We start from the raw sequence: 23,900 nt of genomic DNA on the forward strand, positions 1-23,900 counted from the left end.
AAAGTACTTGCCAAAATGGAAAGCAACAAAGGAGGTCGCCATGAACGAACCGAGCGAGTCCGCTGCCGCGCGGTCCCTCGCCGACGCCGAGCGCATCGCGGCCCTCGTGCAGGCGCGCACGTCGCAGAACGTCGTCGGCTGGCTCGCCGCCGTCGCGGGGGCGAGCGCCTTCTACCTCACCGGAGTCGGCGCCGCCGGCACCGACTGGGTCTGGGTCGCCATGCTCTCGGGCCTGCTCGGCACGGTGATCACGAGCGTGTCCGCGTTGTTCTTCGCGACGGACATCTCAGGCGCTCGGCCGCAGCTGCGCCGATGGTGGCGCGTCGTCCTCGTCTGGCTGGTCGTCCTCGGGGCGGCGCTCGGCATCGGCCTTCCGCTCTTCCCCGGGCAGCTGGCGTACTGGCTGCCCATCGCGGTGGTGAGCGCCGTGCCGCTCATGGTCGGCATCGCGCTCGAGATCCGCGAATGACGGCCACGGTGCCGGGCGCGAGCGCGGGCGGCGGCGAGCACCCGCGCCACCGTCTCGAGCAGTCGCTGCTGCACGCCGTGCGCTTCTCGATCATGGCGACGCTCTCTGCGACCGACTCGGCCGAGTTCGCGTTCGTCCGCGACACCGTCGAGGTGAGCGATTCGGTCCTGAGCAAGCAGGTCGCCGTGCTGGAGGGCGCCGGATTCGTGTCCGTGCAGAAGGGGTACGTCGGCAAGCGCCCACGCACCTGGCTGCGCGTGACGCCGAGCGGGCGCGAGGCGTTCGCACGGCACCTCGAGGCGCTGCGGGACATCACCCGCGACGGAGCCTGACGCGGCGCGCGTTCAGCGAGCTTGACCGCCGGCTCGCTCGAGCGTCGCCGCGGCCTCGGCGTACCGGTCGAGCACGACGTCCACGAGTTCCGTCGGCGCGGCCCCATCAGGCAACAGGAGCGGCTGCGCCGTGACGTCGGCGCCGGCCGCCCGCGCGAGGTCGTCGAAGTAGCCGGGCGCGAGCAGGTAGTTCGCGACCACGACTCGGCCGCCGGCTCCCTCGCCGGCCGCGGCCCTGGCCGCCGCGACCGCGTCGGGCAGCCGCGGCTCGGCGGCCGAGAGGAACCCGAGCGAGATCTCCCGGCCGGATGCCGCGGCGAGCCGCGCGGCCTGGTCGCGGCAGTCCTCGACGGCGCGCCGGTCGCTCGAGCCCGCCACCGCGAGCACGATCCGGTCGTCGTCGCGCAGGCCCGCCTCCTCGAGCCGGCGCAGGAGCAGGGTCGCGAGCCGGTCGTCGGGACCCAGCGCTCCGGAGAGCACGACCGCGCGGGTCGTCTCGTCGGCGACGGCCTCGGTGAGGTCCACGTACACGTGGTATCCCGCCGAGAGCAGCAGCGGCACGACGACCGCGGGCTCGCCGCCGTCGAGCGAGGCCAGGGTCGCGGGCACGTCGGGCTGCTCGACGTCGACGTGTCCGAGTCGCACGCTGGGCGGGGCATCCGGATGCCGCTGCCCCACCGCCTCGGTGACGGCGTCGCGCAGGCCGCGCACGGCGCGCTGCCCCTCGGGCGACGAGGTGCCGTGCGAGATGCCCACGAGGGCGGGGGTGCGCTGCGCCATGCGTCCATGCTCGCACCTGCTCGCCTGCCCGCTCGACGAGTCGGTCGGTCCGACGCCGGATGGCTCGACCCGGGTCTTCCCGACGCGGGCCGGCTCGATGCGGCATCCGTCGGCTCGGCTAGCGTTGCCGCCATGGAGAACCCTCCCCGCATCCGCGTCGGCATCATCGGCACCGGCTGGATGTCCGACATGATCGTGCCCGACTTCCGAGCCCTCGACGCGTTCGAGCTCGTGGCCGTCGCGGGGCGCGATGGCGAGCGAACGCGCGCCTTCGCGGAGGCCCGCGGCATCCCGCACCCCGGATCGGTCGACGACCTGTTCGGCCGCGACGACCTCGACCTCGTCTACATCGCGACCACGCACGACAGCCACTTCGAGCTCGCGCGCCGCGCGCTCGAGCGCGACCTGCCGGTGCTGCTCGAGAAGGCGTTCACGATGGATGCCGCGGAGGCCGAGCAGCTCGTCGCGCTCTCGCACGAGCGCGGCGTCTTCCTCATGGAGGCGATGTGGATGCGGTTCAACCCCGCCATCCGCCGCGTCGCCGCGCTGCTCGCCGAGGGCGCGATCGGCGAGCCGCGCAACCTCGCCGCGACGTTCGGGTTCGTCATCCCCGATCCGACGCACCGGCTCTGGGACGCGGAGCACGGCGGCGGCTCTGCACTCGACCAGGGCGTCTACCCGCTCGCGCTCGCCGACCTGCTCTTCGGGCCGTACGCGTCATTGGCGGCCACGGGCTCGCGGCTCGGCCCCGACGGCGCGCCGACCGTCGTGGACGGCGAGCTGGCCGTGCTCCTGGGCTACGCCGACGGGCGGCAGGCGACGCTCGCGACGTCGCTGCGCTCGCTGCTGCCGTGCGACGCGTGGATCGGCGGCACCGCCGGCCGAATCCGGATCCTGCCCGCGTTCTGGGCGACCGAGGGCTTCGTGCTCGAGCGCCCCGTCGGCGGCGTCGAGCTCGACCGCGAGGAGGTGCTGATCCCGAAGATCGGCAACGGATATGTGCCGATGCTCGAGGCGGTCGCCGACGCGCTGCGCGACGGGCGGATCGAGCACGAGCTCAGCAGCCACGCCGCGACGCTGCGCATCATGCGCGCGGTCGACGCGGTGCTCGCGGCGGTCTGACGCACGCGGCGGGAATCTCCTCCCGATCAGGCGGATGCCGCGGGCACGACCGCCGCGCCGAGGCCCGCCGCGTCGACGCCGGCGAGCCCACGCAGCGCGAACGCCGTGACCGCGTCGAGCGTCGGGTCGGCGCCGAGGACGCGCGCGTGGCCCGCGCCATCGGTGACCACCAGCCGCGAGCGCTCGCCGTGGGCGTCGTGCAGGCGGACCGACTCGGTGACCGACACCTCGCGGTCGCCGCGATCGTGCACGAGCAGCAGCGGTACGCCGTCGGGCAGCGGGCTCGAGACGGCGTCGACGCGCGCGAACGGCTCGGCGACGTCGGGCACGACGCGCCGCGCGAACTCGCGGGCGAGCACGTCGGCGCTCGCGTGGCCGACGCCGACGCGCTCGGCGAACGAGTCGACGAGGTAGCGCGCGTCGCCCATGCCCGCGATCGCGACGACGCCGCCGGTCGCGGTGCCCTCGCGCACGGCGGTGAGCGCTGCGAGGGCGCCGAACGAGTGGCCGATCACGAGCCGGAACATCCCGTGCCGGCGCTGCATCTCCTCGATGCCGGCGAGGTAATCGCGGATGTCGGTGCGGTGCCCGGCCGATTCGCCGTTCGCAGGGGCGTCGAACGCGACGACGCGGAGACCCTCCGCTCGCAGCTCGCGCACGATCGGCCCGAACTGCGACGCGCGCCCGCGCCACCCGTGCACGACGAGCACCGTCTCGGGCCCGTGGCCCCACGAGTACGTGACGACCTCGCGGCCGCGCACCGTGATCGCGCCGCGAGACGCCTGCTCGTGCACGGCGCGGTCGCTCGGGCGCACGGGCAGCACGGGCCGCACCTGTCGGAACAGCGGCAGGGCGAGGCGTCCGGCGAGCGACGGGGAGACGCGGTCGGCGGCGCGGACCGTTGAGACGGCGAGGGTGGTGGCGGGGTTCATGACGGCCTCCGATGGTCGTGGCTCGCGGCATCCGCGGGTCGATCTTCAATGAATACGAACGATCGTACGTAGATTATACGAACGATCGTGCGTAAAATACAAGACATGGACCAGGTCGACGGACGACGGCTTCGCGGCGACGCGTCACGGCGCGTCGTGCTGGAGCGCGCAGCAGACCTCGCATCGGTCGAGGGACTCGACGGGCTCTCGATCGGCCGGCTCGCCGCTGCGGCCGACGTGAGCAAGAGCGGCGTCGCCACGCTGTTCGGCTCGAAGGAGCGACTGCAGCTCGCGACGGTGGAGGCCGCAGCGCAGCGGTTCCGCGAGCACGTGCTCGAGCCGGCGCGCGTCGAACCGCGGGGCGTCCGCCGCATCGCGGCCCTGCTCGACGCCTGGATCGCCTACTCGCGCGACCGCGTCTTCCCCGGCGGCTGCTTCTTCGCCGCCGCCCTCGTCGACTTCGACGCCAAGCCCGGGCCCGTGCGCGACGCGATCGCTGCCGCTTACCGGAGCTGGAACGACTACCTGCGCATCTCGGTCGGCTACGCGATCGAGCAGGGCGAGCTCGACGCGGGCACGGATGCCGCGCTGCTCGCGTTCGAGTTCGTGGCCCTCCTCGATGCGGCGAACGCCCAGTCGGTCATGTCGGGCTCGGCTGAGCCGTACGCGCTTGCCCGCCGTGCGATCGCGCCGCGCCTGGTCGCGGCAGGCGCGCCCGACGACGTCGTGCGCCGATTCCTCGAGGTCGACGACCTCGCCGCCTGACGCGGGGCAAGCCCGATCGGCGCCCTCCAGCAACCGGACACGATCGAGGAAGCGCCGGCCGAGCCGCGTCCCCGCCTAGAAGCTCGTGACGAGGTCGCCCAGCACGTCGCTGACCTTGGTCGGGTCGGTGGCGTCGTAGTAGTGCGCACCCGTGGCGCTCGAGATCGACTGCAGCGTCGCGACATCCGCGTCGGCGCCGTACGCCAGCGTGAAGATGAGCACCGGGGTGTCGTGGTGCAGCGCCTTCAGGTTCGCGATCATCTGGTTGGCGTCGATCGTCGGCGTCATCGTCTCGTTCTTGCCGTCGCTCAGCAGCACGATCGCGTTGATGCGGTCGGGCTGGAAGTTGGCAGCCTGCTCCTTGGCGAACGTGTCGACCGCCGCGTAGAGCGGGGTGAACTCGATCGGCTGCAGGCCGCCGAGCGCACGAAGGAAGTCGGGGCGGGAGTCGCCGATGTCCTGCACGGGGCTCACGTTGCCGGGCGTGATCGGGCCGTCGTCGACCGACGAGAACGCGGCGAGGCCGAGGTTGTCGCCGCCCGAGAAGTGCCCGAGCGCCTCGGTGATGGCGTCCTTCGCGGCCGCGAGCTTCGTCTCGCCGGTCGCGATGGGCTCCTCCATCGAACCCGACACGTCGACGAGGAACAGCAGCTGGGCGCGCTTGCGCACGTCGGGGAACGCCTCGTGCGCTGCGACGACGACGCGCTGCGACGGGAAGGGGAGGCCGCCCGCTTCGGTGGGGTCGCCGAGCAGGCCGACCGACTGGACGATCGGGCTCAGTCCTCCGTTGAGGTCGCGGTAGCCCGTGTCGCGCACGATCTGCTGTCCCTGGCTGGTGCGGGCGTAGCGGATGAAGTCCGCACCGGCGGCCCGCTCGGTCTCGTCGACCCAGGGGCCGGAGAGCACGGCGCCCGGGTTGTCGGCGATGTAGTAGCCGTCGCTCGGGTAGATCGGCACGAGCGGCTCGGCCGGCGGCGTGCTCTCGATGCGGTTGACGCCGTCGCGACTCGTGATGCCGCGGTTGTAGTCCCACACGGACTTCTCGTCGACGATCACCGCGGAGAGGAAGTCGGCGACCGATCCGGTGTCGGCGGCCTGGCGCGCGTGCCAGAGGAAGTGCTCGGGCGTCGCCATGTAGTGGCTGGTGCTCAGCTCGTGCTGGCGCACCTCGTCGGTGATCTCCTCGTCCTCGATCTGCTCGGACGTGAGGTCGGTGAGGGACCCCGAGGCCGCGCCGTATGAGGCGAGCAGCGCGGCCTCGCCCGAGCTCGCGATCAGCGGACTCGTCTTGCCGAGCTTGAAGGCGCCCCACTCGGGGTGGCCGAGGTCGGTCCAGAGGTTCTCGTCGTCGGCGGCCCCGAAGATCTCGTCCCAGGTGGGGCGCTCCTGGTCCCATCCGATGGCCGTGGCCAGCGACTGCGGCATGGCCAGCACGATGTCGGAGTACCCGATGCTGTCGGCCGCCTTCGGCACGCTCGCACCGCCGCCGCTGTACCGCGCGACGGAGAGCCACGAGCTCGCGTCGGGGATCCAGACGATGGGCCGCTGGTCCTCGGGCAGGTCCTTGAAGTTGGCGGCCGCGTCCTCGGCGGCGATGCCCGACTTGTCCTTGACGACCGCCACGCTGACGCAGTTGCCCTCGACGTCGCGGGGCTGCGCGTTGTAGCCCTCGGCGAGCTTGGTGACCATCTCGGCGTTCTCGAGGGAGGCCATGATCTTCACCTGCGTGCACGGCTCGGCGCCTTGGGCGGCGGCGGGCTCGTCATCCTCGAAGACGACGGGCTCGGCGGGCTTCGGCGTCGACGCGGTGGTCTCGGGTTGGCCGTCGCCCTGGTTCATGAGCACGGCTGCGGTCACGCCGCCGGCGGCGAGCAGCACGATGGCCGCCACGGCGGCCGCGGAACCCCAGACGACCCGCCGGCGGCGCCGACGGCGCTCCTCGCGAAGCTGTCGCCGGTCGCTGCTGCGCGACGGCAGGCCCGCGCTCATGGCGTCGCCTCGAACCGCCACGGGCCGGTGTAGGGCGGGCGGTCAGTGCGGGCGGAACGGGCGTCCAATGCGTGGCGCATCGAAGAATCCTTCAGTCCGGGGGTACTGGGATCGTCGTGAGCCTATCTCAGAACCCTGTGGAGAAGCCGAGCGTGCACACAGGAAGCATTCGGGCGGCGTTCAGGTCGTCGCATCGAGCCGGCTCAGGTCGTGGCATTCAACATGCCGATGAACACCGCGGTCCACCATGCGACCTGCGAGACGATCGCGCTCGTCATGAAGCCCACGCGGGCCGACTTGGGCAGCTGGGCGTACCTGGCCGTCGGTGGAACGCGCGCGAGATCGGCCGTCCAGCGGGTGAGCGCGACGCCGTTGAGCGAGAGCACGAGCACCGCGACCATCTTGATGATGGTGAGCGGACTGTCGAGGTGCGGCTCGAGCAGCGCGCCGGTCGCGAGCAGCCCGAACAGGCCCGCCCAGATCGGAATGATGAGCGTGCGGTCGGCCTGCCGGAGCTCGCGCACCGAGCTCCAGCCGGTGGCCCAGAGCAGCGCATGCCAGTCGATCGCGAGCACCGCCCCGAGCCCGACGACGAGCGCGGCCAGATGCCCGAACAGCGCGATCACGTGCAGCCAGTCGGGCGGGGAGAGCAGCTGGCTCACCCAGATCGAGAGCGCCCAGGCGGCGGTCACCCCGAGATAGGCGAGCGCACGCTGCCGTTGCCGACGGCGCCGCTTCTCGCGGATCGTGATCGTCACGGCCGAGCCCACCCCTCGTCCGTTGCGGCCGAGCGCCGTCACGCTTCGAGCACGAGCGCGAGCGACGTGTCCCCGCACGGGACGACGGCTTCGCCGCCCGGCAGGCTCGCAGCATCCGTTGCCGTGGCGTCGTCGCGCAGCGGCGTGAGCGCGTCGGCGAGGCCGTCGAGGCGCAGGAGCGCGCCGGTGGCCCGGCGCGCGTCGGTCGACGCGACGATGCGTCCCGAGGCATTGACGAGGGTGCACGGATGCCCCGACTCGCGGATCACCGGCAGCAGCACGCCCTCGAGCCGCGCGACGTAGAGGTCGGTGCCCACGAGGCCCGCCATCTCGCCGCCCACGCGCACGGGCGTGGTGATCGTGACCGTGTAGTCGTCGGTGCAGAGGTAGTCCACGTAGGGACCGGTGAGGTGCCGCGTTCCGGTGCGCGCGGGGACGCGCCACCACTCGAGGGTCGTGTAGTCGCGGAACTGCTCGGAATCGGGATCGCTCACGACCTCCAATCGTCGCAGCTTCGCGTCGGGTCCGGCGCCGAACGTGTTCGTGCCGCTGAGCCACCAGGCCAGGTGCCAGGGCGCGTCGGCGAGGAATCCCGGTGCGGCGACGAAGCCCGCGCCCGTGATGAGCGTGCCGTCGCGCTCGAGCTCGGCGCTCACGAGGGCCGCGACGACGGGGTCGAGGGTCGCGGCGGATGGCTCGGCCGCGCCGCTCAACGCGCCCGCGAACGGGCCCTCGAGCTCGCGCTCGAGCACGTCCCGCCAGCCGTCGATCATGGCGAAGACGGGGTCGATCGTGGAGGCGATGCGCCGCGCGATGTGCTCCGCGGCGACGTCGACGGTGACGGTCATGGCCTCCCTCCTTCCGGTGTCGCACCGCCGGATGCCTCGGCGGCATCCGGCGTCGGCGCCTGCTCGAGGCGCACCTTCTCGTCGATGAGCCACTCCACGGCCGACGCGATGTGGTCGGTGGTCGCGCGCCGTGCACGTTCGGGCTGCACGTCGCGGATCGCCTGGATGACCTCGAGCCGAGCGGTGCGACTGCGATCACGTGAATCCTGCTCCCTCATGCACAGCCAGAGCAAGGCCCCGGCCTCCGCCTGCAGGCGCAGCTCCTCGTGCACGAGCCGCGGCGACTGGCTCACGGCGGCCACCTCGAGCTGGAATCGGCCGACCGCGCGGCGGGCTCCGCCGGGGGTCGTGAGGTCGGCGCGGGCGTCGATCTCGACGAGGCTCGTGAGGTCGTCCTCGCTCGCGCGGTCGGCGGCGATCTCGGCCGCCATGCCGGCGATGGCCGCGTAGTGCAGGGAGAGGTCGCGCAGCTCGATGCGGCTGAGGGCGCGCACGCGGTCGTCGACCATGCGGCTGGCGGCGTCGCGGTCGTGGGTGACGAAGCTGCCGCCGTCGCGGCCGCGCCGGGTCTGCACGAGGCCCTTGTCGCGTAGGGCGACGAGCGCCTCGCGCGCGGTGACGACGGCGACGCCGAGGCTGCGCGCGAGGTCGGACTCGCTCGGCAGGCGCTCGCCGTCGCGCAGCACGCCGGCGACGATCGCGTCGGTCAGCCGCTGCTCCACGAGTTCGGCGCGGCCGGCCCCGTCGAGCGGCGAGAACACGACCGCGCGCGTCGCATCAGCGCGGCCCGTCGCCTGCGGCATCCGTTCCTCCCGTACCCGGCGTCTGGAAATCCGTGACAAGACCGTAACACGCAGGACTGGACGTAGACATCTGGATCCATATGATTTAGACGAACGCACATCGAAGGGGAGAGCGTCATGACCGACCAGCAGCCGGCCATCCGGCTCACCGGACTCACCAAGGAGTTCGGCGCCGTCACCGCCGTCGACCACGTCGACCTCGAGATCGCGGCGGGCGAGTTCTTCTCCATGCTCGGGCCGTCGGGCTCGGGCAAGACCACCGTGCTGCGGCTCATCGCCGGGTTCGAGCAGCCCACCTCGGGCACGATCGAGCTGTTCGGCACCGACGTGACCAAGCGCGCGCCGTTCGACCGCGACGTGAACACGGTGTTCCAGGACTACGCGCTGTTCCCGCACATGAACGTGCTCGACAACGTGGCCTACGGGCTGCGCGTGCGCGGCATCGGCCGGAGGGAGCGCAACGAGCGCGCCCGCCGTGCCCTCGCGTCGGTGCGCCTCGAGCAGATGGCCGACCGCAAGCCCTCGCAGCTCTCGGGCGGCCAGCGCCAGCGCGTCGCGCTCGCCCGGGCCACGGTCGTCGAGCCCAAGGTGCTGCTGCTCGACGAGCCGCTCGGCGCCCTCGACCTCAAGCTCCGCGAGCAGATGCAGGTCGAGCTCAAGCAGATCCAGCGCGACCTCGGCATCACGTTCATCTTCGTGACCCACGACCAGGAGGAGGCGCTCACGCTCTCCGATCGGATCGCGGTGTTCAACGCAGGCCGCATCGAGCAGCTCGGCACCCCCGCCGAGCTCTACGAGCAGCCGACGTCCCGCTTCGTGGCCGACTTCGTCGGCACCTCCAACCTCTTCGACGACGAGCGCTCGCGCACGATCCTCGGCCGCGACGGCCACCACTCGGTCCGCCCCGAGAAGATGACCGTCACCCGCGACGGCCTGCAGGGCGCGGGCGTCGTGAACGTCGCGGGCACCGTCGTCGAGGCCATCTACCTCGGCAGCGGCGTGCGCCTCGTCGTCGACCTCGACGACGGCACGCGCGTCAGCGTGCTCGAACAGAACGACCGCGATCGCGTCCACGACGACGAGCGCGGCGACCGGGTGGTCGTCTCGTGGCACGACGACGACGTCGTGCCGCTGGGACCGGGCGTGCTCCCCGGGATCTCCGGCTGAGGCATCCGCCGGCCGGACCAAGCCCACCGCACCTGCAACTGCACATCACCGCACCACCTGCACTGCACAGAACAAGGAGAGAACCATGATGCGAATGCGCACCGCCGCTCGCGGCGCGACCGTGGGGCTCGCGATCGCCTCGGTCGCACTGCTCACGGCCTGTGGAACGTCCGGCGGGTCCGGATCCGGAGGCGGCGAGGCCGCCGAGGAGCTCGGCGAGATGGAGGGCCAGGTCTCGATCCTCGCGTGGCCCGGCTACGTCGAAGACGGCTCGAACGACCCCGAGGTCGACTGGGTGACGCCGTTCGAGGAGGACACGGGCTGCGAGGTGACGGTCAAGACGTTCGGCACCTCCGACGAGGCCGTCAACCTCATGAAGACCGGCGAGTACGACGTGGTGTCGGCCTCGGGCGATGCGACCCTGCGGCTCATCGCCGCGGGCGACGTGGCTCCCGTGAACACCGACCTCATCCCGAACTACGCCAACATCTACGACTTCCTCAAGGAGAAGGAGTGGAACTCGGTCGACGGCGTGCCCTACGGCGTGCCGCACGGCTACGGCGCGAACCTGCTCATGTACAACACGACGGTCTTCCCCGAGGCGCCGACCTCGTGGGACGTCGTGTTCGACAAGGCCGGCGACTACACCGGCAAGGTCACGGCGTACGACTCGCCCATCTACATCGCGGATGCCGCGGTGTACCTGATGGCGCACCAGCCCGAGCTCGGCATCGAGAACCCCTACGCCCTCGACGAGGAGCAGTTCCAGGCCGCCGTCGACCTGCTGAAGGAGCAGCGCGCCCACGTCGGCGAGTACTGGTCGGACTACCTCAAGGAGATCCAGGCCTTCACGACCGGCGACTCGGTGGTCGGCACGACGTGGCAGGTCATCCAGAACGTGCTCGCGTCCGAGGGCGCGACGACCGACGTCGTGCTGCCCGAGGAGGGCGCGACCGGCTGGTCGGACACGTGGATGATCTCGTCGGACGCGAAGAACCCGAACTGCGCGTACGCGTGGCTCGACTACATCGCCAGCCCCGAGGCGAACGCCACGGCCACCGCGTACTTCGGCGAGGCGCCCTCGAGCGACGAGGCCTGCGAGTACCGCGACGACTGCGAGGCCTACCACGCCGGTGACGCCGACTACGCGTCGCAGATCTGGTACTGGACCACCCCGATCGAGGACTGCGTCGACGGTCGCACCGATGTGCAGTGCGTCGACTACGCGGCCTGGACCGAGGCCTGGCAGGAGATCAAGGGCTGACGCCCGCATGACCGGGGCGGCCCGGACCCGAACGGGCCGCCCCTTCCTCCCCATCCACGACGGAAGACCGTCCGACAGGAACGCCGCATGACGACGAACGCCCCGACGAGGCAACCGCTCCGATCCCCCCGCGACACGGTCGCGCGGAAGGGGTCGGCCTTCCTCGCGACCCATCCGAGGGCGCGACTGGCCTTCCTGCTGACCGCGCCGCTGTTCTGGCTCGTCGTCGTCTACATCGTGGCGCTCGCGCTGCTGCTCGTCACCGCGTTCTGGTCGGTCGACAGCTTCACCGGCGAGATCACGACCGAGTTCACGCTCGACAACATCATCGAGGTCGTCACCGGCTCGCTGTACCAGGTCGTGACGCTGCGCACCCTCGGCGTCGCGCTGCTCGTCACGGTCATCGACGTGCTGCTCGCGCTGCCCATCGCGTTCTTCATGGCGAAGGTCGCCTCGCCGCGGATGCAGCGCGTGCTCGTCATCATGGTGCTGACCCCGCTCTGGGCGTCGTACCTCGTCAAGGCGTACGCATGGCGCTCCGTGCTCTCGCAGGACGGCATCCTCGAGTGGCTCCTCGCACCGTTCGGCGGGCACACGCCCGGCTACGGGCTCCCGGCGACGATCATCACGCTCTCGTACCTCTGGCTGCCCTACGTGATCCTGCCGATCTACGCGGGACTCGAACGGGTGCCCGACTCGCTGCTCGAGGCATCCGGCGACCTCGGGGGCAAGACCTGGCCGACGCTGCGGCTCATCGTGCTGCCGCTCATCTTCCCCGCCATCATCGCGGGCACGATCTTCAGCTTCGCGCTCTCGCTCGGCGACTACATCACGGTGAACATCGTGGGCGGCGCGAGCCAGATGCTCGGAAACCTCGTCTACACGAACGTGGGCGCGGCGAACAACCTGCCGCTCGCGTCGGCGATCGCGCTCATCCCGATCGTGATCATCTTCGGCTACCTCTTCCTCGTGCGCCGCACCGGCGCCCTCGACAACCTCTAGGGACGACGGATGCGACTCTCACGACTCTCCCGCGCGATCCTCGCCGTCGTCACCGCGTTGATCCTCCTCGTGGTCTACGTGCCCCTCTTCGTCGTGCTCGTGAACTCCTTCTCGACCTCGACGTCGCTGACCTGGCCGCCGCCCGGCTTCACGCTGGAGTGGTGGGGCCGCGCCTTCCAGAGCGCCGGCGCGGTCGAGGCGGTCTGGACGAGCGTGCAGATCGCCGCGATCGCGACGGTCATCTCGCTGATCCTCGGCACGCTCATCTCGCTCGCGCTGCAGCGGTTCTCGTTCTTCGGCCGCGACGCGATCAGCCTGCTCGTGATCCTGCCGATCGCGCTGCCCGGCATCATCACCGGTATCGCGCTGAACAACTTCTTCCGCACGATCATGGGCGTCCCGCTGTCGATCTGGACGGTGGTCATCGCGCACGCGACGTTCTGCATCGTGACCGTGTTCAACAACGTCATCGCGCGCCTGCGCCGGCAGGGCACCAACCTCGAGGAGGCGTCGAGCGACCTCGGCGCCGGCGTCTGGACCACCTTCCGGCTCGTGACGTTCCCGCAGCTGCGGTCGGCGCTCCTCGCGGGCGGCCTGCTCGCCTTCGCGCTCTCGTTCGACGAGATCATCGTGACGACGTTCACCGCGGGCTCCGGCGTGACGACGCTGCCGATCTTCATCCTGAACAACATGTTCCGGCCCAACCAGGCGCCGATCGTGTCGGTGATCGCGGTCGTGCTCGTGGTCGTGTCGATCGTGCCGATCTACATCGCGCAGCGGCTGTCGGGGTCGGAGCAGCAGCGTCGGTAGGCCTGCTCAGATGTGCACGGATGCCGCGCCGCCGCGCACATCGGCGCGGTTCACCGACGCTTCACCCTCGGGACCCTTCCACCGCCGGCATCCGGTCGCCTAGTCTGGCGACGTCTCGGGGGCAGTGGGCACCCCGCGCGATGAAGCTGGGGAGCTCCGATGATCCGGTCCGTCCGCTCTGTCACCGTCATGGTCGCCGCAGCTTCGCTGCTCGCCGTCGGACTGGTCGCCGCTCCGGCGGCGGCGGCCGAGGCCGCGGTCCCGACCGAGGTGCTCATCAGCGAGTACGTCGAAGGTTCCTCGAACAACAAGGCGATCGAGATCTACAACCCCACCGGGGCATCCGTGGACCTCGGCCAGTACACGCTCCGCCAGTACTCCAACGGCAGCTCGTCCGCCAGCCTCAGCGTGGCGCTCACGGGAACCCTCGCGGCGGGGGACGCCTTCGTCTTCGCGCACGCGTCGTCGGCAGCGGGGATCCTCGCGGTGGCCGACCAGACGAGCGGTGCCGGCCTGTGGAACGGCAACGACGCGCTCGTCCTCTCGAAGGGCACGACCGTGGTCGACTCGATCGGGCAGGTCGGCGTCGATCCCGGCGCCGAATGGGGAACCGGCCTGACCTCCACCCAGGACAACACGCTCCGCCGCGCAGAGACCGTGTGCACGGGCGACACCGACCCGACCAACGCGTTCGACCCCGCCGCGGAATGGGTCGGCTACGCCTCGAACACGTTCGACGGGCTCGGATCGCACACCTGCGGCGAGGCGGGGCCGCAGCCGACGGTGATCAACGAGTTCTCCGCGTCCACCGCCGGCACCGACGTCGAGTACGTGGAGCTGCTCGCCGAGCCCGGCACCGACCTCAGCGGCGTCCGCGTCCTCGAGATCGAGGGCGACGCCGGCACCTCCCTCGGCGTGGTCGACGAGGTCATCGCATTCGGCGCCCCCGACGACGAGGGCCGCTCGCTCGCGTGGCTTCCCGCCAACGCCCTCGAGAACGGCACGATGTCGCTGCTGCTCGTCACCGGCTTCGCGGGGGCGCTCGGGAACGACCTCGACGCCGACGACGACGGCCTGATCGATGCGGTCGACGGGCTTGCGATCGTCGACTCGGTCGCGGTCCACGACGGCGGCGGGAGCGACCGGGCCTACGGGAACACGGTGCTCACCGCTGCATACGACGGCGGCGCCTTCGCGGTCGGCGCGGCCTCGCGCATCCCCGACGGCGCCGACACCGACTCGACGGCCGACTGGGTGCGCAACGACTTCGACAAGGCCGGCATCCCCGGCAACACCGGCACGCTCGTCAGCGGCGAGGCGGCGAACACTCCCGGCGTCCGCAACTCGCTCACGGTCGTGGTCGTGCCGCTGCCTCCGGCCGACTGCGCGGCCCCGGTCGTGACGATCGGCTCCGTGCAGGGCGCCGGCGCCGCGTCGCCGGTGGCCGGTGCATCCGTCGAGATCGAGGGCGTCGTGACCGGCGACTTCCAGGTCGGCGGCTTCGACGGCTACTACCTGCAGGATGCCGGTGACGGGAACGCCGCGACGTCCGACGGCATCTTCGTCTACGCTCCGACCGGCCTCGACGTCACCGCAGGCGACGTGGTGCACATCGCCGGCACCGTGAGCGAGTTCTTCGGAATGACCGAGGTGACGGCGACCGCCAACTCGATCTGCGACCACGGTGCCCCGCTTCCCGCCCCCGCCGCGATCACCCTGCCGGCGGCGTCGCCCGACGTCTACGAGCCGTTCGAGGGCATGCGCGTCACGCTGCCGCAGTCGTTGTCGATCCTCGAGTTCTTCGAGTACGGCCGCTTCGGCACGATCACGCTCGGCAGCGAGCGCCACATGACGCCCACCGCGGTCGTCGAGCCCGGACAGCCCGCGATCGACCTGGCTGCGGCGAACGCGCTCGACAGCATCACGCTCGACGACGGCCGCAGCGAGGAGAACCCCGACCCGGCGATCCACCCGAACGGCGAGACGTTCTCGCTCGAGAACTCCTTCCGCGGCGGCGACCTCGTCGCGAACGCGACCGGCGTGCTCGACTACCGCTTCGACACCTGGGCCGTGCAGCCCACCCAGGGTGCCGACTACCAGGCCGTGAACACCCGTGCCGCCAACCCGGTGCCCGAGGTCGGCGGCACGACGAAGGTCGCGAGCTTCAACGTGCTCAACTACTTCACGACGCTGGGCTCGCGCGGCGCGAACGACGCCGCCGAGTTCGACCGCCAGGAGGCGAAGATCGTCTCGGCGATCGCCGCGATCGACGCCGACATCGTCGGCCTCATCGAGATCGAGAACAACGGCGACGTCGCGGTGGGCACCCTGGTCGACGCGCTGAACGACGAGATGGGCGAGGGCACCTACGACTTCATCTCGACGGGCGAGCTGGGGACCGACGTCATCACGACGGCGCTCATCTACAAGCCGTCCGAGGTGGCGCCCGTGGGCGACCACGCCGTGCTCGACTCGTCGGTCGACCCCGACTTCGAGACCGACTTCAACCGTCCGGCGCTGGCGCAGACGTTCACCGACCTCCAGGCCGGCGGCGAGGTGACGGTGGTGGTGAACCACCTCAAGTCGAAGGGCTCCGACTGCGACGCGGTGGGCGACCCCGACGAGGAGGACGGTGCGGGCAACTGCAACCTCACCCGTACGAAGGCCGCGGTGGCGCTCTCGGAGTGGCTGGCGGGAGACCCGACGGGCCAGGGAGCCGGCAACGAACTCATCATGGGCGACCTGAACTCCTACGACCAGGAGGACCCGATCGACGCGTTCCGCGCGGCCGGGTACACCGACCTCGTGCACGAGTTCCAGGGCGAGGACGCGTACTCCTACGTGTTCGACGGCCAGCTCGGGTACCTCGACTACGCGCTCGGCGGCACCGGAATCGTCGACCGCGTCACGGGCGCCGAGCCGTGGCACATCAACTCCGACGAGCCGAGCCTGATCGACTACGACATGACGTTCAAGAAGGCGGCGCAGGACGCGCTCTTCGCCCCTGACGAGTGGCGGTCGAGCGACCACGATCCCGTGATCGTGGGGCTCGACCTCGACGTCATCGCACCCGAGCTCGACGTGACCGCCTCCGAAGACGTGGTCTTCCCGCCCGACACCAGGTGGCGCTCGATCACGTTCGACGTCGTGGCGACCGACAACGTGGACGCCGACGTCACGGTGGAGATCGTGGGCGTCGAGGCCACCGGCCACAAGGCCGAGATCCGCAAGCTCTCCGACACGACGGTCGAGGTGCTCGCTCGCCAGGGGGCGACCTACGCGGTAACGTTCGAAGCGACCGACGACTCGGGCAACGCCACGACCCAGACGGTCACCATCCGCGTGGCACCGTGAGGTGACGGGACATGGACAGCGTCGCGAGTGAGTTCCGGGCGTCGCTGCCCGCGTGGCTGGTCGAGGAACTGCCGGCCCTCGCCGCGAACGGCCCGCTCGAGACCGAGGCCGAGCGGATGGCGCTCGCCAACCGCCTCGCCGACCAGAACTGGCGGGCGGGCAACGGCGGCCCGTTCGCCGCGATCGTCGTCGACGCGGCATCCGGTGCCCTCGTGTCGGTCGGCGTCAACGTGGTGCTCGCCTCGGGCCTCAGCTCGCTGCACGCCGAGGTCATGGCGCTGAGCCTCGCGCAGCAGCGGCTCGGACGCTGGGATCTCGGGGCCGACGACGCCGACCTCGAACTCGTCGTCAACTGGCGGCCGTGCGTCATGTGCTACGGCGCGACGATGTGGTCGGGCGTACGATCGCTGCTCATCGCCGGTGAGGGTTCGGAGGTCGACGAGCTCACCGGGTTCGACGAGGGGCCGATGCCCGACGACTGGATCGGGGAGTTCGAGCGGCGCGGCATCCGCGTGTCGGTCGGCGAGGGGCACGACGATGCGATCGAGGTGTTCCGCGCGTTCGGCGCTTCGGACGCCGTCGTCTACAACGCGCGCGGGGCCGGCGGGGTCTAGTCAGGCTGCCGCACGCCGCAGCGAGGGCGGGATCGGGTGCCGATCGACAACGAGGTCTACGACCGCCTCGGGGCGGGATGGTGGGACGAGGACAACCCGCTGAACATGCTGCATGGCAGCTGCACGCCGGGGCGCATGGCGTACTTCCGCGACGTGCTCGCGCGTCGCGGTGTCGACGGCGGGCGGGCGCTCGACATCGGATGCGGCGCCGGCTTCATCACCGAGGAGCTGGCCGGCCTGGGCTTCACGGCGACGGGCATCGATCCGTCGTCGGTCGCCATCGAGACGGCCCGGGTGCACGCGATGCAGGGCGGGCTGGCGATCGAGTACATCGTCGGCGCCGGCGAGGAGCTGCCGTTCCCGGATGCCGCGTTCGACCTCGTCACCTGCTGCGACGTGCTCGAGCACGTGCGCGACCTCGATCGCGTGATCGCCGAAACCGCGCGCGTGCTCCGGCCAGGGGGGCTGTACCTGTTCGACACGATCAACCGCACGCGTCGCAGCAGGCTGCTCGCGATCAGGGCCATGCAGGAGTGGCGCCTCACGCGCATCGTGGACACGTCGATCCACGAGTGGTCGATGTTCATCACGCCGGCGGAGCTCGAGGCGACGCTCGACGGGCACGGGCTGGAGCTCGGAGAAATGGCCGGACTGGCGCCCCGCGCGCCGTGGCCGACCATCGTCGGGGCGCTGCGCGCGGGGCGCCGGGGGCGGATCGGCTACGGGGAGCTCAGCCGGCGGCTCGACTTCGGTCGCGTGGAGTCGCTCGCCCTGTCGTACATGGGCTTCGCCGTTCGCCGCGGATGAGACGACGGAGCCGGGAGCGACTCGTCGAGTGCTCCCGGCTCCGGATCAGGGGTCCGCCCTCGGGCGGCGTCAGGCCTCGGGGTGCGGCCGGCCGTGGTGACCGCGGCCGTGGCCCTTGCCCTTGCCCTTCCGGTCGTCGTGCACGTGCACGTGGACGTGCACGTCCTGGTGGCCGGCGTGACCGTGGTGGCCGGCGTGGCCCGGGTGGCCGCCGAAGCCGGGGCGGGGGCCGAAGCCCGGACGCGGGCCGTAGCCCTGCGCTGCCTCGGGATCGAAGCCGTGCGGGAAGCCGAAGCGACGTCCGAAGCCGTGCCGGTGGCCCCAGCCGTGCCGGCGTCCGCCGCGCTTGCCGCGGGGCATGGGCTGCGACTCGTCCCAGCCGAGCTCGCGGGCCACGGCCTCGAGGGTCCGCAGCGTGGTCGCGAAGTCCTCGGCGGGCACCGCTCCGGCGATGCGCTCGCGCAGGGTGCGCACCTGCTCCTCGAGGCGCGCGAGCGCCTCACGTCCGGAGTCGGTGAGCGCGGGCGGTGCGCCCTCGACCCAGCCGCGCTCCGCCAGGTGGTGCAGCGCGTGGGGCTTGGCGCGGAGCCGCTCGGCGAGCCGCTCGTCCATCGCCGAATCGGCGAGCAGGTTGAGCAGTCGCCAATCGCGGCGCGTGATGCCATCGGCGGCGAAGAGCGTCTCCATCTCCTCGGCGAGGCGACGGTCGACGACCTTCAGCCAGAAGCCGAAGGGGCGGTCGGTGCCGGCGGATGCCGCGGTGGGCTCCTCGTCGGGGCGGTCGGGCTGATCGGGGTTGATCTGATCGGTGGTCATGGTGTTCCTTCCTCGGTGCGCCACGTGGGCGCCCGGCGCGCGATGCGCGTCCATTCGATGTTGTATGTCATGTGACATGTATATGTAGGATGACATGTATGAGCGCAGGTCGTCAAGGCGGACTCGGCGGATCCTCAGGTTCGGGCGGCGCCGCAGGATCTGACGGACCCGGCGCCGGCGGCGCGGATGATCCGTCGACCGACCCGGTCGCCGCGATCGAGGCGGCGCTCGGCGCGTTCCGCGGACGCGGACCCGGTGGTCCCTGGGGGCCCGGACCCTTCGGACCTGGCGGACCCGGCGGACCCGGCGGTCCCGGGTTCGGTCCGGGTCCGTTCGGACGCGGTTCCGGCCACTGGGGCGGCAGGCCCGGCGGCCATGAGGGGCACGACGGCCCGTTCGGTTCGCACGCGCACCACGACCACGGCGGTCCGGTGCGGCACGGCGGACCCGGGGGCCGCGGCGGTCACGCGGCGATGCGCCTGCTCATGGTGCTGTCGCACCGCGGCCCCAGCTCGGTCGGCGACCTCGCCGCCGCGGTCGGCGTCGACCAGCCGCGCGCGAGCCGGCTCGTGCAGGCCGCGGTGGATGCCGGGTACGTGCGGCGGGAGGTCGACCCGAACGACGCACGCCGCAGCATCCTCGTGATCACCGACGCCGGACGCACCGCGCTCTCGGCGGTGCTCGACCACCGCCGTGCGTCGATCGAGCGCGCCCTCTCCGACTTCTCCGCCGACGACCGCGCCGCGTTCGCCCGGCTCCTCACCCGCTTCGCCGAGGCCTGGGGCCGCACCCACGGCTGACCGCCGCGGCATCCGTCGCCCTCGGTCGCGATTCAGGCGATCGCTCGCAGTTCAGGCTGTTTCCGCGCATTCCCGCCTGAATCGCGCCCGATCGCCTGAATCCGGGGTGGGCGGATGGGTGCGCGGGTGAGGGGGTGGGTGTGGACGCGCGGGTGGTCGGGCGACCGGATGCCGCGCGCGAGTCAGCGCAGCGACAGCTCCACGGGCACGGGCTGCGGCTCGAACCCGGCGGCGCGCACCGCGGCCGCGTCGTGCCGCAGGCAGGCGACCGCGCGGCGCGGGTCGTCGCCGGCGACGTCGGGGATCGTGAGCCCGGGATCGACGGTCGCGCAGGCGTCGAACGCGAACGCGCACCGGTCGCGGAAGGGGCATCCGGCGCCGAGGCGCGCGAGGTCGGGCGGCGAGCCCGGGATGCCCGACAGCTCCCGCCGCGGCCCGCGCAGCGGGGGGAACGAGTGCAGCAGCGCCGACGAGTACGGATGCCGCGGGCGGTGGTAGATGTCGAGCGCGGGCGCGTCCTCGACGATCTCGCCGGCGTACATGATCGCGATGCGGTCGGCGATCTCGATGAGCAGCGACACGTCGTGCGTGATGAAGATCACCGAGAACCCGAGGCGCTCGCGCAGCTCCGCGATCTGCTCGACGATCTGCCGCTGCATCACCACGTCGAGGGCGGTCGTGGGCTCGTCCATGATGAGCACCTGCGGGTCGAGCGCGAGCGCCATCGCGATCATGACGCGCTGGCGCATGCCGCCCGAGAGCTGGTGCGGGTAGGACCGCAGTCGGTCGGGCGAGATGCCGACGAGCTGGAGCAGCTCGGCCGAGCGCTCGAGCGCCTCCTGCTGGGACACGTCGGGTCGGTGGGCGCGGATGCCGTCGGCGATCTGCCGCCCGATGCGGAAGACCGGGTTGAGCGAGTTCATCGCGCCCTGGAACACGATCGCGAGGTCCTGCCACCGTGACGCGCGCAGCTGGGTGTCGTTCAGCCGCAGGATGTCGGTGGTCGTGCCGTCGCGGTCGGTGAAGAGCACCTCGCCGCCGGTGATGAGTCCGGGCGGCGGCAGCAGCCGCGTCGCCGCGTAGGCGAGCGTGGACTTGCCGCAGCCCGACTCGCCCGCGAGCCCGAGCACTTCGCCGCGCCCGAGCGTGAGCGACACGTCGCGCAGCACGTGCACCGGGTCGGCGTCGTAGCCGTAGTCGACCGAGAGGTTGCGGATCTCGAGCACGGGATCCTTCACGGGCGCGAGGGCGCCCCCGCGCCCGGCGGGGCTGGTGAGCGTCATGCGCGGTCCTCCTTCGCGGATGTGCCGGCCTTCGCGGAGACCGAGGGCGCACGGTGCACGACCGGCGTGAACCCGATGCGGGGCCGGATGCCGCGCTTGCGCAGCGTGCGGGCGTGCAGGCCGGTGGAGCGCAGGCGCGGGTTGACGAACTCGTCGATGCCGAAGTTGATGAGCGTGAGCGCCATGCCGAGCAGCGCGATGCAGAGCCCGGCGGGGATGAACCACCACCACGCGCCGCGCTGCAGCGCGAGCTGGCTCTGCGCCCAGAACAGGATCGTGCCCCAGTTCCACTCGCCGCCCGAGCCGATGCCGATGAAGGCGAGCGTGATGAGCGACAGCACGGCGAACGTGACCGTGCCGACGAAGCCCGACGCGATGATGGCCGTGAGGTTCGGCAGGATCTCGGCCATGACGATGCGCCACGTGCGCTCGCCGTTGGCCCGTGCCGCCTCGACGAAGTCTCGCTTGCGCAGCGAGAGCGTCTGCGCCCGCAGCACGCGGGCGCCCCACGCCCAGCCGGTCACCGCGATGACGATGGCCACCGTGAGCCCGCCGGCGCTCGGCAGCTGCCCGGCGATGATGATGATGAGCGGCAGCTGCGGGATCACCAGGAAGATGTTCGACAGCGCCGAGAGCGACTCGTCGCCGAGGCCGCCGATGAAGCCCGCGGTCACGCCGACCACGACGCCGATGAACGTCGCGAGGATGCCGGCGACGAAGCCCACGACCATGACGCCGCGCGTGCCCACGATGAGCTGCGAGAACACGTCCTGCCCGAGGTGGGTCGTGCCCACCCAGTGCTCCCACGACGGGGGCTGCAGGATGTCGTCGCTCTGCGCGCTCGGGTCGTAGGGCGCGATCCACGGGCCGATGATCGCGATGAGCGTGAAGAACCCGAGGATGACCAGCCCCGTGACGGCCTTCGAGTTGCGCAGGAACACGAACCGGCCGGGCCGTCGCCGACGGCGGGGCACCGACGGCATGACGCCGGTCACGGGTGCGCCCGACGGACCGGTGACCTGGTCCTCCTCGATGAGCGTGATGTCGACGGTCATGTCAGCCCTCCTGCCGGGTGCGGGGGTCGAGCGCGGCGTAGACGAAGTCGGCGAGGATGTTCGCCACCAGCACGGCCAGCGTGATGACGAGGAAGCAGCCCTGCATGAGCGGGTAGTCCTTGGCGTTCACGGCGTTGAAGAGCATGAAGCCGATGCCCTGGTAGCTGAAGACCATCTCCATGATGAGCGTGCCGCCCACGATGAAGCCGAGCGACAGCGCGAAGCTCGACACCTGGGGCAGCACGGCGTTGCGCGCGGCGTAGCCGGTGCGCACCGCCCGCTCGGAGAGGCCCTTCGCCTGCGCGACGGTCACGTAGTCCTCCGACGACACGGTCACGACCATGTTCCGCATGCCGAGGATCCAGCCGGCGATCGACGAGATCACGATGGTGAGCGCGGGCAGCGTGCCGTAGTAGATGACCGAGCCGACGAACTCCCACGACCATCCCGGCACGAGCGACCGGTCGTAGCTGCCGCTCGCGGGGAACCAGCCGAGCGTGACCGAGAAGACGAAGATCGCGATGAGCGCGAGCCAGAAGTACGGCACGGCCGAGAAGAACGTGGAGATCGGCAGCAGCGAGTCCGCCCAGGTGCCGCGGCGCCAGCCGATGCCGGTGCCGATGAGCGTGCCGATGAGGAAGCTGATGATCGTCGCGACGCCCACGAGGCCGACGGTCCACGGCAGCGCCTGGTTGATGAGGTCGCTCACCGGGGTCGGGAAGTAGGCGAACGAGGTGCCGAGGTCGCCGCTGAGGAGGGTCTTCCAGTAGTCGAGGTACTGCTGCCAGAGCGGCACCTGCTCGTCGAGCCCGAACAGCGCGTAGAGCGAGTCCATCGCGTCGGTCGAGATGCGGCCCTGGTTCTTCGCGATGAGCGCCTTGACCGGGTCGCCGGGCATGAGCCGCGGGATGAAGAAGTTGATCGTGACCGCGGCCCAGAGGGTGATCACGTAGAAGACGAGGCGACGGCCGATGAACCTCATGCGACGGGCTCCTCGACGGTCGGGCGCTCGCCGAAGGCCTCGAGCACCGAGCCGAGCTCTGGGCGGCCGTCGCGGTCGGAGTAGCCCCAGCAGGCGGCCTTCCGGCCCTCGCCGACCGTCTCGAGCGGGGGCACCTCGGCGCGGCAGAGGTCGGTGGCGAACGGGCAGCGCGGGTTGAAGCGGCATCCGCTCGGTGGACGCACGAGGCTCGGCGCCTCGCCGCGGGCGCCGTGGGCGCGCGCCTCGAGGTCGTCGGGGTCGGGCGCCGACCGGATGAGGAGCTGCGTGTACGGATGCCTCGGATCCTGCGTGACGGACTCGCTGTCGCCGGTCTCGACGACGCGTCCGGCGTACATCACCATCGTGCGGTCCGCGAAGTACCGCGCCGAGGCGATGTCGTGCGTGATGTAGAGGATGGCGATGCGCAGCCGGTCGCGGAGGTCCTTGAGGAGGTTGAGGATGCCGAGGCGGATCGACACGTCGAGCATCGAGATCGGCTCGTCGGCGAGCAGCACCTCGGGGTTCGCGGCGAGGGCGCGGGCGATCGCGACGCGCTGCCGCTGGCCGCCCGAGAGCTCGTGCGGGTACTTGTCGACATAGCGCTCGGTCGGGCGGAGCTGCACGCGGTCGAGGAGCTCGTCGAGCGCGGCCTCGAGCTCGTGGCCGCGGAGTCGCCCGCGGTGGATGCGCAGGCTGCGGGTGAGCGTGTAGCGCACGGTGTGCACGGGGTTCAGCGACCCGAACGGGTCCTGGAAGATCATCTGCACGCGTCCGACGTATCGGCGGAACGCGCGGCGCCCCCTCGCCGTGGCATCCGACCCGTGCAACAGGATCGTGCCCGATGTCGGGGGCATGAGCTGCGCGAGCAGGCGGGCGATGGTCGACTTGCCCGAGCCCGACTCGCCCACGAGGGCGACGACGCGGCCGCGGTGCAGCTCGAGGTCGACGTCGTCGACGGCGTGCACGACGTCCTTCGATCGGATGCCGCGGACGGGGAAGTGCTTGCTGAGGCGCACCGCCTGCAGCACGGGGGATTCGGGTTCGTGGGCTTCGTTGCTCATCTCACTCACCGGGGTTCGGGTCGGTTCTGGCCTCGGCGGGCCGGGGAGCGGCCGGGTGCGGTGCGGCGGATTCGGGGAGGCATCCGC

General features: G+C 71.4%; 23 protein-coding genes. 12 read left to right on the forward strand and 11 right to left on the reverse strand.

Features of this window, described 5'->3' with window-relative positions:
- Positions 1-40: 40 nt before the first annotated feature.
- The gene (locus FYC51_RS08450; protein ID WP_148733137.1) at positions 41-469 is read left to right on the forward strand and encodes a hypothetical protein; all 429 of its coding nucleotides are present in this window, start codon (positions 41-43) and stop codon (positions 467-469) included.
- On the forward strand, positions 466-801 hold the full coding sequence (locus FYC51_RS08455; protein WP_148733138.1) for a winged helix-turn-helix domain-containing protein: 336 nt from the start codon (positions 466-468) through the stop codon (positions 799-801). The genes FYC51_RS08450 and FYC51_RS08455 overlap by 4 nt, the downstream gene beginning before the upstream one ends.
- A 12-nt stretch (positions 802-813) precedes the next feature.
- Here the strand turns inward: FYC51_RS08455 and FYC51_RS08460 are convergent, their stop codons facing one another.
- On the reverse strand, positions 814-1,581 hold the full coding sequence (locus tag FYC51_RS08460) for a sirohydrochlorin chelatase (RefSeq protein ID WP_148733139.1): 768 nt from the start codon (positions 1,579-1,581) through the stop codon (positions 814-816).
- A 132-nt stretch (positions 1,582-1,713) separates the two neighbouring features.
- Between FYC51_RS08460 and FYC51_RS08465 the strand changes: the two genes are divergently transcribed.
- Positions 1,714-2,703 (forward strand): Gfo/Idh/MocA family protein, encoded by a 990-nt coding sequence (locus FYC51_RS08465; RefSeq protein WP_187432551.1) that lies wholly within the window; start codon positions 1,714-1,716, stop codon positions 2,701-2,703.
- A 26-nt stretch (positions 2,704-2,729) separates the two neighbouring features.
- Here FYC51_RS08465 and FYC51_RS08470 read toward each other — a convergent pair whose 3' ends face one another.
- Positions 2,730-3,635 (reverse strand): alpha/beta hydrolase family protein, encoded by a 906-nt coding sequence (locus FYC51_RS08470; protein WP_148733141.1) that lies wholly within the window; start codon positions 3,633-3,635, stop codon positions 2,730-2,732.
- A 105-nt stretch (positions 3,636-3,740) separates the two neighbouring features.
- Here FYC51_RS08470 and FYC51_RS08475 point away from each other — a divergent pair, with 105 nt between their 5' ends.
- Positions 3,741-4,400: a TetR/AcrR family transcriptional regulator gene (locus tag FYC51_RS08475; RefSeq protein ID WP_148733142.1), complete on the forward strand. Its 660-nt coding sequence runs from the start codon at positions 3,741-3,743 to the stop codon at positions 4,398-4,400.
- Between the two features lie 75 nt (positions 4,401-4,475).
- Here the strand turns inward: FYC51_RS08475 and FYC51_RS08480 are convergent, their stop codons facing one another.
- The 4 genes from FYC51_RS08480 to FYC51_RS08495 form a co-directional block, all read right to left on the reverse strand.
- The gene (locus FYC51_RS08480; RefSeq protein ID WP_148733143.1) at positions 4,476-6,389 is read right to left on the reverse strand and encodes a vWA domain-containing protein; all 1,914 of its coding nucleotides are present in this window, start codon (positions 6,387-6,389) and stop codon (positions 4,476-4,478) included.
- Positions 6,390-6,592: 203 nt separating this feature from the next.
- On the reverse strand, positions 6,593-7,147 hold the full coding sequence (locus FYC51_RS08485) for a hypothetical protein (RefSeq protein ID WP_148733144.1): 555 nt from the start codon (positions 7,145-7,147) through the stop codon (positions 6,593-6,595).
- 38 nt (positions 7,148-7,185) lie between these two features.
- Positions 7,186-7,995, reverse strand: a complete 810-nt coding sequence (locus FYC51_RS08490; RefSeq protein ID WP_148733145.1) for a PDC sensor domain-containing protein — start codon at positions 7,993-7,995, stop codon at positions 7,186-7,188.
- Positions 7,992-8,798: a FadR/GntR family transcriptional regulator gene (locus tag FYC51_RS08495; protein WP_148733146.1), complete on the reverse strand. Its 807-nt coding sequence runs from the start codon at positions 8,796-8,798 to the stop codon at positions 7,992-7,994. The genes FYC51_RS08490 and FYC51_RS08495 overlap by 4 nt, the downstream gene beginning before the upstream one ends.
- Positions 8,799-8,915: 117 nt before the next feature.
- On the opposite strand from FYC51_RS08495, the gene FYC51_RS08500 reads away from it, so the two are divergent.
- The 7 genes from FYC51_RS08500 (at position 8,916) to ubiG (ending at position 17,816) form a co-directional block, all read left to right on the forward strand.
- Positions 8,916-9,965 (forward strand): ABC transporter ATP-binding protein, encoded by a 1,050-nt coding sequence (locus FYC51_RS08500; protein WP_148733147.1) that lies wholly within the window; start codon positions 8,916-8,918, stop codon positions 9,963-9,965.
- Between the two features lie 85 nt (positions 9,966-10,050).
- Positions 10,051-11,229: an ABC transporter substrate-binding protein gene (locus FYC51_RS08505; protein WP_148733148.1), complete on the forward strand. Its 1,179-nt coding sequence runs from the start codon at positions 10,051-10,053 to the stop codon at positions 11,227-11,229.
- Positions 11,230-11,316: 87 nt separating this feature from the next.
- Positions 11,317-12,231, forward strand: a complete 915-nt coding sequence (locus tag FYC51_RS08510; protein ID WP_148733149.1) for an ABC transporter permease — start codon at positions 11,317-11,319, stop codon at positions 12,229-12,231.
- 9 nt (positions 12,232-12,240) lie between these two features.
- Positions 12,241-13,041 carry an ABC transporter permease gene (locus tag FYC51_RS08515; protein WP_148733150.1) on the forward strand — a complete coding sequence of 267 codons (801 nt, stop codon included), beginning with the start codon at positions 12,241-12,243 and terminating at the stop codon, positions 13,039-13,041.
- Between the two features lie 159 nt (positions 13,042-13,200).
- On the forward strand, positions 13,201-16,395 hold the full coding sequence (locus FYC51_RS08520) for an ExeM/NucH family extracellular endonuclease (protein WP_148733151.1): 3,195 nt from the start codon (positions 13,201-13,203) through the stop codon (positions 16,393-16,395).
- Between the two features lie 11 nt (positions 16,396-16,406).
- On the forward strand, positions 16,407-17,009 hold the full coding sequence (locus FYC51_RS08525) for a nucleoside deaminase (RefSeq protein WP_148733152.1): 603 nt from the start codon (positions 16,407-16,409) through the stop codon (positions 17,007-17,009).
- Positions 17,010-17,045: 36 nt separating this feature from the next.
- Complete coding sequence (ubiG, locus tag FYC51_RS08530) at positions 17,046-17,816, forward strand: bifunctional 2-polyprenyl-6-hydroxyphenol methylase/3-demethylubiquinol 3-O-methyltransferase UbiG (RefSeq protein WP_148733153.1); 771 nt, start codon at positions 17,046-17,048, stop codon at positions 17,814-17,816.
- Between the two features lie 69 nt (positions 17,817-17,885).
- On the opposite strand, the gene FYC51_RS08535 is transcribed toward ubiG, so the two are convergent.
- The gene (locus FYC51_RS08535; protein ID WP_148733154.1) at positions 17,886-18,632 is read right to left on the reverse strand and encodes a MarR family winged helix-turn-helix transcriptional regulator; all 747 of its coding nucleotides are present in this window, start codon (positions 18,630-18,632) and stop codon (positions 17,886-17,888) included.
- A 98-nt stretch (positions 18,633-18,730) separates the two neighbouring features.
- Between FYC51_RS08535 and FYC51_RS19715 the strand changes: the two genes are divergently transcribed.
- Entirely contained in the window at positions 18,731-19,432 is a 702-nt protein-coding gene (locus tag FYC51_RS19715; protein WP_274379482.1) for a MarR family winged helix-turn-helix transcriptional regulator, read from the forward strand.
- Between the two features lie 182 nt (positions 19,433-19,614).
- Here FYC51_RS19715 and FYC51_RS08545 read toward each other — a convergent pair whose 3' ends face one another.
- The 4 genes from FYC51_RS08545 to FYC51_RS08560 are packed head-to-tail and all read right to left on the reverse strand — an operon-like array spanning position 19,615 to position 23,813.
- The gene (locus tag FYC51_RS08545; protein ID WP_187432552.1) at positions 19,615-20,715 is read right to left on the reverse strand and encodes an ABC transporter ATP-binding protein; all 1,101 of its coding nucleotides are present in this window, start codon (positions 20,713-20,715) and stop codon (positions 19,615-19,617) included.
- The gene (locus FYC51_RS08550) at positions 20,712-21,770 is read right to left on the reverse strand and encodes an ABC transporter permease (protein WP_148733155.1); all 1,059 of its coding nucleotides are present in this window, start codon (positions 21,768-21,770) and stop codon (positions 20,712-20,714) included. Before FYC51_RS08550 ends, FYC51_RS08545 begins: the two co-directional genes overlap by 4 nt.
- 1 nt (position 21,771) lies before the next feature.
- A complete protein-coding gene (locus tag FYC51_RS08555) occupies positions 21,772-22,752 on the reverse strand; it encodes an ABC transporter permease (RefSeq protein WP_148733156.1) in 981 nt (326 codons plus the stop codon).
- Positions 22,749-23,813 carry an ABC transporter ATP-binding protein gene (locus tag FYC51_RS08560; protein ID WP_148733157.1) on the reverse strand — a complete coding sequence of 355 codons (1,065 nt, stop codon included), beginning with the start codon at positions 23,811-23,813 and terminating at the stop codon, positions 22,749-22,751. Before FYC51_RS08560 ends, FYC51_RS08555 begins: the two co-directional genes overlap by 4 nt.
- Between the last annotated feature and the right edge of the window lie 87 nt (positions 23,814-23,900).

It is taken from the genome of Agromyces mariniharenae, from assembly GCF_008122505.1.
Lineage (GTDB): Bacteria > Actinomycetota > Actinomycetes > Actinomycetales > Microbacteriaceae > Agromyces > Agromyces mariniharenae.